Below are 12,113 nucleotides of genomic sequence, written 5' to 3'. Positions count from 1 at the left end.
TCGCATGTCCATCATCGATCACAAGGGTCTGCTGCGTTTTGCTGTCGCCGGCTTGTGCGCTGCCACGCTGCTGGCGGGGCCTTTAGCACATGCGCAAAAACAGACCGACCGCAGCAAGCAGAAGCAGGCTGCGGAATCCGAGCGTGCCGAACTGCGCCGCAAGCTGAGTACGCTGAAAAGGGATATCGATCGTACCGAAAGCGCGAAAAGCACCGCGGCCGATGCCCTGTCCGAATCCGAGGCAGCCATTTCCGATGCCAAACGCAATCTGCGTGATCTCGCTAGCGAACAACGCGATACGGAAGCCAAGCTGGCAGAGTTGGCCCGGAAGATGGCGGCCTTGGAGAAAGTCGTCCATACACAGCAGAATCAATTGGCCAAACTGCTGCGCGATCATTACGTCGCCGGCAACGAGGATCGCATCAAACTGCTGCTTTCGGGCGACAACCCGAACCGCATCAACCGCGAGTTGCAATACATGGGCTACGTGTCGCGTGCCCAGGCCGCGCTCATCGAGTCCTTGCGCGCCAACCTGAAAACGCTGGAAGAAAATCAGGAAGACATCCAGAACGCCAAGGCGGAACTGGATGAAATCGCCGCGGAAGCGCGCGAACAACATGCGGTGCTGCAAAAGGAAAAAGCGCAACGCGCCAACCTGCTGGCACAACTTTCCAGCAAACTGGCCAGTCAGCGTAAAGAAGTCGGCAATATCGAGCGCGATGATCGTCGCCTTGGCACGCTGGTCAATCGACTCAATGTGCTGATAGAAGAACAACGCAAGGCCGAAGCCGCTGCTGCGGAGAAACGTCGTCAGGAACAACTGGCACGCGCCAAGGCAGAACGCGAGCGTCGTGCGGCAGCCGCCGCAGCAGCACAAGCAGGCAAAACACCGCCATCGGGCAGCGCCAGCAACCGCATGCGCAATCCGGATGCCATCGAGGATGACGAGCCACCACCGGCACAAAGCGTGGCGCGTAACAGTCTGACACCGCAGCCGGGCATGCCGGATGGCGCTTTCGCCGCCCTTCGCGGGAAGCTGCGCCTGCCAATTGCCGGCGACCTGACCGCACGCTATGGCAGCAAGCGCGGCGATGGCCCGACCTGGAAAGGCCTGTTCATCCGCGCACCCGAAGGAACGGAAGTCAAAGCAATTGCCGGCGGCCGGGTCGTGTTTGCCGACTGGTTGCGCGGTTTTGGCAATCTGATCATCGTCGATCATGGCAGTCAGTACATGACGATTTATGGCAATAATCAGTCGGTTCTGAAACGGCCGGGAGACATAGTCAAATCGGGCGATATCATTGCCAGCACAGGCAATAGCGGCGGCAACGATCAATCAGGTTTATACTTCGAAATGCGACATCAGGGTCGCGCGTTTGACCCGCTCGGGTGGGTAACTATCAGGTGAACATGGGAACGAAACTCAAAAATATCGCTTTGGTTGGTCTGGGCATGATCGCCGGCGCAATCGGCATGGGCACTCAGCTCGACGCGGTTGCACAAAAGAACACCGCCGGTTCACCGTTACCGCTTGAAGAATTGCGTCAGCTAGCCGATGTGTTCGGCCTGATCAAATCGGATTACGTCGAGCCCGTAGAAGACAAGAAGCTGTTGACCGAAGCCATCTCCGGCATGGTCTCCTCACTCGATCCGCACTCTGCCTATCTCGACAAGAAAGCCTTCAAGGAACTGCGTGAAGGCACGCAAGGCAAGTTTGTCGGCCTCGGCATCGAAGTCGGCATGGAAGACGGCTACGTCAAAGTGATCTCGCCGATCGAGGATTCGCCAGCCCACAAGGCAGGCGTCAAGGCCGGCGATCTGATCACGCGTCTCGATTCCACGCCGGTCAAAGGCATGACGCTGGACGAAGCCGTCAAGCGCATGCGCGGCGAACCCAACACCAAGATCACCCTGACCATCGCCCGCAAGGATGAAGACAAGCCTGTGATCGTGACCATCACGCGCCAGGAAATCCGCGTACAGAGCGTCAAGTCCAAGATTGTCGAACCCGGCTATGCATGGCTGCGTATCGCCCAGTTCCAGGAACCGACCGTGGATGACATGGCCAAGAAGATCGCCGCTCTCTATGCGGAAGATCCAAACCTGAAAGGTCTGGTGCTCGATCTGCGTAACGATCCGGGTGGCGTCTTGCCGGGCGCCATCGGCGTATCGGCGGCGTTCCTGCCGAAGGATGTCGTGATCACGTCGACCAATGGTCAGTTGCCGGACTCGAAGCAAACCTTCTATGCACGTCGCGAGTTCTACGCGACGCGTGCCGTCGGTGATCCGCTGGCCAAACTGCCGGAAGCGCTGAAGAAAATCCCGATGGTCGTTCTGGTCAACTCCGGTTCGGCGTCGGCTTCCGAGATCGTGGCTGGCGCGCTGCAGGATCACAAACGCGCCATCATCATGGGTACGCAAACCTTTGGCAAAGGCTCGGTACAGACGATCCGTCAATTGTCGGCCGATACCGCCGTCAAGCTGACGACCGCACGTTATTACACGCCAAGCGGCCGCTCGATTCAGGCGCGCGGCATCGTGCCGGACATGCTGGTCGATGAAACAGCAGAAGGCGACGGCCTCAATGGTCTGCGTCTGCGTGAAGCCGATCTGCAAAAGCATCTGATGAACGACAAGGACAAGTCGCCTGAAGTGCATGCCAATACCGTGGATGAGCTGGAAGAAGAGCAGCGTCTGATCGCATTGGAGAAGAAACGCAAACCGCTGGAATTCGGCAGCAAGGATGACTTCCAGTTGCAACAGGCACTGAATCAGTTGAAGGGTCTGCCAGTCACGCTGTCGAAATCGGCCAAGGTAGAAAACAAGAAGGAACCAACCATCAACGAGCCGAAAGCCGGTGAGAAGAATGGTGAAAAACCGGGCGACAAGAAATAAGGCGGTTTCGCCCGTAAAAAAGCCGCAGTGATGCGGCTTTTTTAATAGGCACACAGGCATTCATTGCCCGCACGTATGTTGAAGCATTACCCTGAATGAACATGTCATGAACGACCAACAGCTGCTCCGCTATTCACGTCATATCCTGCTTGATGAGATCGACATCGAAGGACAGGAAAAACTGCTGGCCGGTCACGCCCTGATCATCGGTGCCGGCGGCCTCGGCTCGCCTGCTGCGCTCTATCTCGCGTCAGCCGGTGTCGGCACGCTGACGCTGGTGGATAACGACACGGTTGATCTGACCAATCTGCAACGGCAAATTCTGCACACGACGTCGCGTGTCGGCCAGAACAAGGTGGACTCCGGCAAGGAAGCGCTGGCGCAGATCAATCCGGATGTGCGTGTCATCGCACTCAACGAAAGAGTGGAAGGAGCGCGCTTGTCCGAGCTGGTCGCGCAAGCGTCGGTCGTACTCGATTGCAGCGACAACTTTGCCACGCGCCATGCCGTCAATCGCGCCTGTGTCGCACATCGCGTGCCACTGGTTTCCGGTGCTGCAATTCGCTTCGATGGTCAGATCAGCGTATTCGATTCCCGCACTGATACGCCATGCTACTCGTGCCTGTTTCCGGAAGATCAGCAATTCGATGAAATCAACTGCGGCACGATGGGTGTTTTCGCACCGCTGGTCGGCATCATTGGCAGCATGCAGGCCGCCGAAGCGTTGCGACTGATTGCCGGCATCGGCGAATCGCTGGCCGGGCGGTTGCTACTGCTGGATGCGCGCTCCATGGACTGGAGCAGCATCAAGGTTGCACGCAATCCAGGCTGCGCCGTGTGCGGCAAGGCGCACTAGACCAGGCGCTCAGACAGGACGTTAACCGACCTGTTCGTACATGCCGGTAATGCGATCCATGGTTTCCAGAATGCGCTCACTGGTCGTCGCCACATTGGTGGCAAAGCGCTTCTTGCTTTCGACGGTGGTGGCGCTCGAACGTAATGCCTGATCGAAGAAGAACCACTGCTGCTGCGCCAGCTCGAGCTCTGAAGCGATCGTCCGAGTGTTCTTGGGCGAATCCGACAATTCCTTCATTGCCGTCAAAAACTCGGTGCGCGACTGGGCCAGTTTTCCCAGCGCATCTGTCGGTGCCACGCCCCAGCTGACCGCCTGATAAAACTTGGCCATGCGCTGCGACAGCATGCGCTGACGCCCCGCCACATTGACCAGATGACCGGCTGCCGTGCCGGAGACTGCTTCCAGCTGTGTTGTCGACGCATGTGCAAGCACCAGCACTTCCTCACTGAGCGCCATGACAGACCTGGCGTCACGCGCGTTGGGTTTGCCGGTCAGCAGCACTTCGCGGTAACCCAGCCAGGCCTTGCGCAGCTCGGCCAGCGTCGCCTTGTTCTCTGCGTTGGGTGCAAAATTCTGCAACTCATTCAACTGGCGCTCGAACAGACTGATGGAGTCGGTAAAGATCTTGTCGGAGCGTGGCTGATCAATCGCCTGTCCGATCTGCAAATAGCTCTTCGCCATGCGTTGCGACAGCATGCGCTGGCGCCCCGATTTGTTGATGGCATCGTTGATGTGGCCAACCTGTGCCCATGCCGGGCCCAGTATCAGCAGAGATCCGCCTGCTGCGGTCATATGAAGAAAATGGCGCCTGTCCATGGAAATGTCCTTGCTCAACATGCGATCGGAACTGACACCTACCGGCACACTGCACGGGTCCGTCAGCACCGCACTTTGCAGCAAAAAACATACCAATAAGCAATACAGGTAATCCGTCGAACGCCGTTGGCGCAAGCCCATTCCGGTGCGAAAGTTGGCAAACCTGCACCGACCAACGACAGAACGCCGCTTTACATTACTTTACCGCGTCAAAGCGATCACGCAACAGTGGACGCCTACAGTGACACCATGCCAGCACCACTTAGCGGGCACCACTGAAAGGAGTTCACATGAACAACCAACAAGCACGCAACAACGCCGTCACCATTGCAGACCAGACTTCCGCCTCCGCGCGCGGTCGCCGCCTTCTGATCGCCGGCGCAACCGCTGCCATCGTCGGCAGCATGTCGCTGATCGGTGTCAGTCATGCACAGGTAGATCAAAAGCCTGTGCCGACGGCGCAGCAAAAACAGGAGCGTCATGGTGATAGAGATGAACGCATGAGCCCGGAAAAGGCAGAGAAGCGCTTTGATCGCATGCTCGAGCGTCTGGTGCCGGACGCCTCGGCAGAGCAGAAAACCAAACTGAAAGCGATATCGCAATCCGCTTTTAAAGAGCTGCATCCGCTGCATGAAAAAGCCCGTGATGCACGTGAACAGCGCATGAAGCTGTTGTCGGCACCAACGATTGATCGTGCGGCAATTGAAAAGGCACGTGCAGCCGAACAACAACTCGCGGATCAGCGTTCGCGCATTGTCACCAAGGCATTCACCGATGCTGCCGAAGTCCTGACGCCAGCACAACGCGTCAAGGCGGCCGAGCAGATGAAAAAACATCGCAAGCATTTTGGTGAGCACGGCCTGCGTCATGGCGGCAAGTTCAAACCGGGTTCCGACCAAGCACCGCCAGCTGCACCAAAAGCGCCTTAACACCGGCGATCAGGCAGCATCAAGGCAAGTTGACTTGAACGAGGCGATCGACACGGAGAAATCCGTTCGGTCGCCCTCGCACTTGCAGATACGCACGCAAATCGACACACTACGCACATGACACAACATCTCCTCATGATCGAAGATGACCAGCGGCTTGCCACCATGGTCGCGACTTATCTGCGCCAGAATGGCTTCGATGTACAGCATTGCGACACCGCAGCAGCCGGTCTCGACAAACTACGTCATGGCGACAGCCAGGCATTCTCGATCGTCTTGCTGGACCTCATGCTGCCGGATGCCGATGGTCTGGATGTCTGCCGCCAGATTCGCGCCTTTGCACCGCCACTGAATGCCATACCGATCGTCATGCTAACTGCAAAAGGTGATCCGATGGATCGCGTCGTCGGCCTTGAACTAGGCGCCGATGATTACGTACCCAAGCCATTTGAACCACGTGAACTGCTGGCCCGTCTGCGCGCCGTACTGCGTCGTCAGCAAGGTGGCATTCCGTCATCGGAAGATCGCGTCCTGCGCTTTGGCCGATTGGAAGTGGATCTGGATGCACGCATGCTGCGGCTGGACGATCAGGAGCGCCCTGTCACTGCCTATCAGTTCAATCTGCTGGCCGCGATGGCCGAACGCGCCGGACGCGTGCTCTCGCGCGAACAATTGATGGATATGGTCAAAGGTGAACCCCTAGAAGCGTTTGATCGCTCCATTGACGTCCATATTGGTCGCCTGCGCGCTGCCATTGAAGATGACCCGAAGCAGCCAAAGCGCATCATCACCGTACGCGGTGCGGGTTACGTTTTCGCAAAAGCACAAGATGTCTGACGCAAAGAAAAGCTGGTTTGCATGGCCGAACCGCTTGTATGTCCGCATCTATCTGGCGGTCATCATCAGTCTGGTCATTGGCGGCCTGCTGGTTGTGACTGCATGGCGCTGGAACGCCGAGTATCGTCAGATCGGCCCAAGCCTCGAATCCTTTGCGGCCATTGCTGCCGATGTGCTGCCGCCCGCTTACGCCACCAACGAAGAACAGTATCGTGCATTGCGTCGGTGGCAATCGCGCATGCGTGCCGACCTCACGCTGTATTCTGCCGAACGCGAAGTAATTGCCTCCATCGGCAAACCATTGCCGCCGCTCGACGATGAACAGACAACGAGTGGCTGGCTAGGCGGCACACCACCTTTTTATGCTGTGAAACTGCCTGACGGTCGCTGGCTGGTCGGTGAACGCTCGGAACGCGGCGAAGGTCGTCGTCGCCCACCACCTTTCGGCTTTGTCACGACGCTGGCACTGATCGGTCTGGTGATCGGCATTGGCTGTTACCCGATCGTTCGTCGCCTGACACGCCGGCTTGAGCGCCTGCAAACCAGTGTCGAAGCGCTCGGCGCCGGTCAGCTTTCCACACGTATCGCTGTTGAAGGACGCGATGAAGTTGCCAGCCTGGCCGCCAGCTTCAATCGCTCTGCGACGCGCATTGAAGCCTTGGTCAATGCGCAAAAGACTCTGCTGGCCAACGCTTCGCATGAACTACGCTCGCCGCTGGCACGCATTCGCATGGCGGTCGAACTGACGGCTTCCGATGCTCAGCCGGAAATCCGTGATGAACTCAAACGCAACATTGCCGAACTGGATCAGTTGATCGATGAAATTCTGCTAGCCAGCCGCCTCGACGCCACAGCCGATACCGCACAAGCCTTTACGCCAGTGGATCTGACCGCACTGGTTGCCGAGGAATGCGCGCGTATTTCAGCCGAATTCGATGCAGAACTGGATAGCGACACACTGGAATTGCCAGGCGATGCACGTCTGTTGCGACGCATGGTGCGCAACCTGCTGGAGAATGCACGGCGTTATGGCAATGGCACGCCGATCAACGTGCGTCTTACCCGCGCTGCCGGCAACAAGATCGTATTGCAGGTGTGTGATGGCGGTCCCGGCGTGCCGGCAGGCGAACGCGAAAACATCTTCGAACCTTTCTATCGCCTGTCAGGTGCCAGCGAGCGCGAAGGGGGCGTTGGCCTGGGCCTGAGTCTGGTTCGTCAGATTGCGCGTCGCCATGGTGGCGAAGTGATCTGCGTCGGTCGGGATGAGCCGGGCAGTTGCTTTGAAGTGACCTTGCCAGCCTAGGCGCAGAAAGACTGTACTCAGCCGTCTTTCTGCAAGATGGCAGGCATCACGCCGCGCAAGGCATTGCACACCATGATTTCTTCCGCCTGCAGGAGGTCTTCTCGCGTCAAGGTTTGTTCGGTAGCCTGCCATGCGGGATCCTCCAAGACGATGGCACGCATGACACCGGGCAGCAAGCCATCACGCAAAGGCGGTGTCACCCATTTGCCGCGCAAGCGCAGGAACACGCTGCTGCGCCCGCCCTCAGTCAATGCGCCTTCTGTATTGAAGAACAACTGATCGAACGCACCATACGCTTCCGCCTCGCGCCATGCCTTGTCGTAGTGCGCTCTGACCGTGGTCTTGTGTCGCGAGAACAGGTCATCCGCATCGGTTACCTCCGCCGACAACATCAATTTGACGGGATAAGACAGAGGTGCCAACGGCGCCCAGCCGATCTCCAGCCTGCCATCTTGCGACAATGCCAGACGTACACGATGCAAGGCCCCCTCGGCAAAATCGGCACACTGCTGCATCACTTCTGCACGAATACGCGTTTCATCAAAGACGAAACCGAAGTAGTTTGCCGACGCTTGCAACCGCTGCAGATGTCGCGTCAGATGCGGCACGTTGGTACCGACACTTCGCATGGTTTCAAACAGCTGAAAGTCTGTCGGCAGCCCTGTCAGAAAGCGAGCCTTGAGCAGACATTCCGCGTATTCATCAGCCGCCACACTATCATGCACGATACCCGCACCGACACCCATTTCTCCGTGCCTGACACCATGAACCGGCGCTTGCAGTTCCAAAGTTCGAATCGGCACTGACAGACAGAAACTGGCCATTGCCGAAGATGTCACGGGATCGAACCAGCCAATCGCGCCGGTGTAAACACCACGGGGACTGGCTTCCAGCTCCCGAATGATCTGCATGGTGCGACGCTTGGGCGCGCCTGTAATCGATCCGCAAGGATAAAGTGCGGCAAACAGATTCGCCAAAGTCGCATCGCCGCGTAAAGCGGCATGCACGGTGGATGTCATCTGCAACACGCTTTGATAACGCTGCACTTCGAAAAGTCGCTCGACCTGTACGGAACCGACCTCCGCAACACGACCGAGATCATTACGCAGCAGATCCACGATCATCAGGTTCTCAGCCCGATTCTTCACATCCTGTGCAAGCGTCTGCGCGGTCGCCCCATCCTGTACGACATCACCCGTTGCGGCAGCTGTGCCCTTCATCGGCTGCACCGTCAGTCGTCCCGCATCATGGCGCACGAACAATTCGGGCGACAAGGACAAAATGCCGGCACCATCCGGCATGCCGATCAGCGCGCCATACGGCACCGGCTGACGTGCGCGCAAACGTGCATACAATGCTGCGAGCGAACCAAATGCATCGAAGCGCAAACGATAGGTGTAGTTGACCTGGTAGGTGTCGCCCGCCTCGATATAGGCATGAATCCGCTGCATTGCCTCATCAAAAGCCGCCTGATCGATATCGGCATGCAGATTGGCGATGCCGGCGGCTTGTGATTCTCCAGCAGTCGCCTCGACCAGCCATTTTGTGACAGCCTGTGAATCCAGTCGCTCACACCGTTCAAACAGAAGAACACTGGCAAGTGCAGAACCCGTCGCCTGTGGTGCGATGCCATGCATGACCGCGCCCAGCTCGTAATTGAAAACGGCGACGGCAAATCGGCCATGCGACAAGGCCTGCTGCAAGGCATCAAGGAAATCCGCAAACTGCGCCACACCCGTGCAGGTCAGTTTGCCGACATAGCGGGAGTACAGGCGGGAACGTGGCGTGTCCGCATCCGCATTGCAATCATCCAGCAATGCGAAACAGGCGTCGGCAGAATCGGCAGGAAAAAACATGAGAAAAAAGACGCCAGCAGGCTGATCAGACGCTATTGTACGTCGCCCGCACGCACAGCGGGCAGCATCGCCGTGCCAACCGATCAGCTCAGCAAGATGGCGATCTGCCCCTGCACATTGACGGAAGGGTTGTGTGCAAAGCCGGTCTTGGCGTAGCGCTGCCAATGCCCGACAACTGCACTGACGATCAGATTGGCACGCAAGGCAATCTCCACATCGCCTGGCGCGGTTTGTTGCTGGCTGGCGGCGATACGCAGCGATTGCTTCACAGCCAGCTCAACCCGTTCCACAAACTGGTTCATGCGTGCCTGCAAGCGGTCATCCTCGTTGACGAGCGCATCACCGATCATTACACGCGTCATGCCCGGATTACGTTCGGCAAAGTTGAGCAGCATGACGACCGTGGCCTGTACCTGCGCCAGACCATTGTCTTCCTGCTCGGTGATTTTGTTGATCAGACCAAATACCGTGGATTCGATGAACTCGATCAGTCCCTCGAACATCTGCGCCTTGCTGGCGAAATGCCGATACAAGGCGGCCTCCGACACGTCCAGACGTGCCGCCAGTGCCGCGGTCGTGATCTTCTCCCCCTTAGGCTGTTCCAGCATCGTTGCCAACATCTGCAGGATCTGGAGCTTGCGTTCGCCAGTTTTTGTGGTTGCCATGAATTTTTATAGAAAGATAAGCAATCGAACTAACGCAATCGGTGCAACTGTCTGAATAGTTGCCCAACGGATTTTACTTTGACATCGACGTAAATTGGGCGTTTTGTGCTTTTGGTTGTTGCGCGCACGCCCGCAATCGCCTGTCGGCTGGAATCCATGCTCAGATACTGCGTGATCCAGGCCGTCCGCAAACCCAGCGTTTTCGCGCCCTTCAGATTTTCAACCGTATCTTCAATCAGGATGCAATCCCGTGGCCTCAATCCCTCGGCCGCCATGAGTTTTTTCAGCATCAACTTCGATGGCTTGGGACGCAAACGACCATGTACGCGCATCGCCTCAATCGGCACATGCCGCGCAAAATGTCGATGCAAGCCCAGATGACGCATCACATCATGCGAATAAATGCGTGGTGCATTCGTCAACAAAATCTTGCGGCCCGGCAGCTTATGCAGAATGCGCGCCAGATTACGCTCGGCACGGATCATGTCGTGCAGATTGTCGAAACGATGCGCTTCGCGCAAAAAATCATCCGCCTTGACCTGATGGTGATGCACCATGCCAAGCAGGGTCGCGCCATAGCGCTGCCAATAACCGATCCGCGCCTCGTCCACCGCTGCGGTATCGCAAGGCAACCCGCAGGACTGCAGCACCTTGGCGATATAGACATTCATGTTTTGATGAATCGCGGGAAAAATCGCATGCGATGCATCGTGCAAGGTATTATCGAGATCGAACAGCCAGGTCAGCCGCTTTGCCTTTTGTCGCATCGTCATTCGTCTATCAATCTGGAAAATCACCACTTGGCGACCATTCTACCTACTCCATTGATTCATCCGACTTCATCTGGCGAATCGGGACAGGTAAGATAACTGTTTGCATCCATGCATTCCGGCGTCGCATCCACGCTCAATGAACAGAAAACGGATTGCGCCAACCCATTCATCAGGACTTTCATGACGTTCACACGTAACTCGGCTGCCTTCTTTCGGACACGATTTTTTGCACTGATTGTCACTGTGCTGGTCGCGCTATTCATGTGGGCGCAGGCACCGAATGCACATACTCAGAACACGAGCAGTCAAAACAAGGTCACCGGCAATGTCGCCCCATTACGCGGGACGTTGTACCGGATCGACCATCAGAATCATTCCGCGTGGCTGTTTGGCACGATCCATGTCGGCCATACCGGCTTTTATCCGCTGGAACCACAGGTCATGCGGGCATTGCACGAAGCGGATACGCTGGTGATCGAAGTCGATATCCGCAAGGTTGATGCACTGCAGAAAGCCATGAAGGAGTACGCCTTCTATCGCGATGGCAAAAATCTGAGCAATCAACTTTCGCATGATGCGCTGCAGAAGCTCAAGGATGGTTTGCGCGAGGCAGGCGTTCCCTTCGATGCGGTCATGACCATGAAACCGTGGATGATCGCCAACGTCCTGATCATCCAGTCCATGGCGCAAAGCGGTTATCCAGCCGAGCAGGGAATCGAGCAGTATTTCCTCTCGATTGCCACCCAAGAGAAAAAAAGCGTACTAGAACTGGAGACCGCCGATTACCAGCTCGCGCTATTCGACAGGATGACGCCAGCGCAGCAGGAAGCGTATCTGCTCGACACGCTCAAGGATTTGAAGAGCGGTACAGGCGTACAAAAAGGCGTGAGTCTGATTCAGGCATGGTCTCGCGCCGACGGCCCGGCGATGGAATTGCAGAAACGTCAGATGGTGGAAGAAGATTCGGCCTCGGCCAGATTCACGGAAAATGTTTTGCTGAATGAACGCAATCCCGACATGGCAAACGGCATCGAAAGATTAATCAGGAACAAACAAAAGATATTCATGGCGGTTGGCACCCTGCACCTGCTCGGTGACAACAGCGTGCCCGCCCTGCTCAAACAGCGTGGCTATCGTGTCACCAAAATCTACTGACAATCGACCAACACCCCAGAATCAACAA

Annotated in this window: 11 protein-coding genes; 7 read left to right on the top strand and 4 right to left on the bottom strand. The window is 57.0% G+C overall.

Annotated features, from left to right (window positions below):
- Positions 1-4 precede the first annotated feature (4 nt).
- The 3 genes from IEV29_RS10735 (at position 5) to IEV29_RS10725 (ending at position 3,751) form a co-directional block, all read left to right on the top strand.
- Complete coding sequence (locus IEV29_RS10735) at positions 5-1,408, top strand: murein hydrolase activator EnvC family protein (protein ID WP_188381816.1); 1,404 nt, start codon at positions 5-7, stop codon at positions 1,406-1,408.
- Positions 1,409-1,410: 2 nt separating this feature from the next.
- Positions 1,411-2,895 (top strand): S41 family peptidase, encoded by a 1,485-nt coding sequence (locus tag IEV29_RS10730; RefSeq protein WP_188381300.1) that lies wholly within the window; start codon positions 1,411-1,413, stop codon positions 2,893-2,895.
- 106 nt (positions 2,896-3,001) lie between these two features.
- Entirely contained in the window at positions 3,002-3,751 is a 750-nt protein-coding gene (locus IEV29_RS10725; protein ID WP_188381299.1) for a HesA/MoeB/ThiF family protein, read from the top strand.
- 21 nt (positions 3,752-3,772) lie between these two features.
- Here the strand turns inward: IEV29_RS10725 and IEV29_RS10720 are convergent, their stop codons facing one another.
- The gene (locus IEV29_RS10720) at positions 3,773-4,567 is read right to left on the bottom strand and encodes a type IV pili methyl-accepting chemotaxis transducer N-terminal domain-containing protein (RefSeq protein ID WP_188381298.1); all 795 of its coding nucleotides are present in this window, start codon (positions 4,565-4,567) and stop codon (positions 3,773-3,775) included.
- 290 nt (positions 4,568-4,857) lie between these two features.
- Between IEV29_RS10720 and IEV29_RS10715 the strand changes: the two genes are divergently transcribed.
- The 3 genes from IEV29_RS10715 to IEV29_RS16370 all read left to right on the top strand — a co-directional run bounded on the left by IEV29_RS10715 (position 4,858) and on the right by IEV29_RS16370 (position 7,636).
- Positions 4,858-5,496: a Spy/CpxP family protein refolding chaperone gene (locus IEV29_RS10715; protein WP_188381297.1), complete on the top strand. Its 639-nt coding sequence runs from the start codon at positions 4,858-4,860 to the stop codon at positions 5,494-5,496.
- Between the two features lie 117 nt (positions 5,497-5,613).
- A complete protein-coding gene (locus tag IEV29_RS10710; protein WP_229726352.1) occupies positions 5,614-6,333 on the top strand; it encodes a response regulator in 720 nt (239 codons plus the stop codon).
- A complete protein-coding gene (locus tag IEV29_RS16370; RefSeq protein ID WP_188381296.1) occupies positions 6,326-7,636 on the top strand; it encodes a sensor histidine kinase in 1,311 nt (436 codons plus the stop codon). Before IEV29_RS10710 ends, IEV29_RS16370 begins: the two co-directional genes overlap by 8 nt.
- A gap of 17 nt (positions 7,637-7,653) precedes the next feature.
- On the opposite strand, the gene pabB is transcribed toward IEV29_RS16370, so the two are convergent.
- The 3 genes from pabB to IEV29_RS10690 all read right to left on the bottom strand — a co-directional run bounded on the left by pabB (position 7,654) and on the right by IEV29_RS10690 (position 10,924).
- The gene (pabB, locus tag IEV29_RS10700) at positions 7,654-9,492 is read right to left on the bottom strand and encodes an aminodeoxychorismate synthase component I (RefSeq protein WP_188381295.1); all 1,839 of its coding nucleotides are present in this window, start codon (positions 9,490-9,492) and stop codon (positions 7,654-7,656) included.
- Positions 9,493-9,575: 83 nt separating this feature from the next.
- On the bottom strand, positions 9,576-10,157 hold the full coding sequence (gene slmA, locus IEV29_RS10695; protein WP_188381294.1) for a nucleoid occlusion factor SlmA: 582 nt from the start codon (positions 10,155-10,157) through the stop codon (positions 9,576-9,578).
- 29 nt (positions 10,158-10,186) lie between these two features.
- Positions 10,187-10,924, bottom strand: a complete 738-nt coding sequence (locus tag IEV29_RS10690; protein ID WP_188381293.1) for a pyrimidine 5'-nucleotidase — start codon at positions 10,922-10,924, stop codon at positions 10,187-10,189.
- 186 nt (positions 10,925-11,110) lie between these two features.
- On the opposite strand from IEV29_RS10690, the gene IEV29_RS10685 reads away from it, so the two are divergent.
- On the top strand, positions 11,111-12,085 hold the full coding sequence (locus IEV29_RS10685; protein WP_188381292.1) for a TraB/GumN family protein: 975 nt from the start codon (positions 11,111-11,113) through the stop codon (positions 12,083-12,085).
- Positions 12,086-12,113: the final 28 nt, after the last annotated feature.

Origin of the sequence: Oxalicibacterium faecigallinarum, from assembly GCF_014635705.1 — a bacterium.
Lineage (GTDB): Bacteria > Pseudomonadota > Gammaproteobacteria > Burkholderiales > Burkholderiaceae_D > Oxalicibacterium > Oxalicibacterium faecigallinarum.
Note: the sequence above shows the minus strand (reverse complement) of the source record. Positions and strands in the feature narration are given on the sequence as shown.

Excerpts from the sequence above, each read along its gene's own strand:
- IEV29_RS10735 (WP_188381816.1), top strand. The coding sequence starts at position 5 with ATGTCCATCATCGATCACAAGGGTCTGCTGCGTTTTGCTGTCGCCGGC.
- IEV29_RS10730 (WP_188381300.1), top strand. The coding sequence starts at position 1,411 with ATGGGAACGAAACTCAAAAATATCGCTTTGGTTGGTCTGGGCATGATC.
- IEV29_RS10725 (WP_188381299.1), top strand. The coding sequence starts at position 3,002 with ATGAACGACCAACAGCTGCTCCGCTATTCACGTCATATCCTGCTTGAT.
- IEV29_RS10720 (WP_188381298.1), bottom strand. The coding sequence starts at position 4,567 with ATGGACAGGCGCCATTTTCTTCATATGACCGCAGCAGGCGGATCTCTG.
- IEV29_RS10715 (WP_188381297.1), top strand. The coding sequence starts at position 4,858 with ATGAACAACCAACAAGCACGCAACAACGCCGTCACCATTGCAGACCAG.
- IEV29_RS10710 (WP_229726352.1), top strand. The coding sequence starts at position 5,614 with ATGACACAACATCTCCTCATGATCGAAGATGACCAGCGGCTTGCCACC.
- IEV29_RS16370 (WP_188381296.1), top strand. The coding sequence starts at position 6,326 with ATGTCTGACGCAAAGAAAAGCTGGTTTGCATGGCCGAACCGCTTGTAT.
- pabB (WP_188381295.1), bottom strand. The coding sequence starts at position 9,492 with ATGTTTTTTCCTGCCGATTCTGCCGACGCCTGTTTCGCATTGCTGGAT.
- slmA (WP_188381294.1), bottom strand. The coding sequence starts at position 10,157 with ATGGCAACCACAAAAACTGGCGAACGCAAGCTCCAGATCCTGCAGATG.
- IEV29_RS10690 (WP_188381293.1), bottom strand. The coding sequence starts at position 10,924 with ATGCGACAAAAGGCAAAGCGGCTGACCTGGCTGTTCGATCTCGATAAT.
- IEV29_RS10685 (WP_188381292.1), top strand. The coding sequence starts at position 11,111 with ATGACGTTCACACGTAACTCGGCTGCCTTCTTTCGGACACGATTTTTT.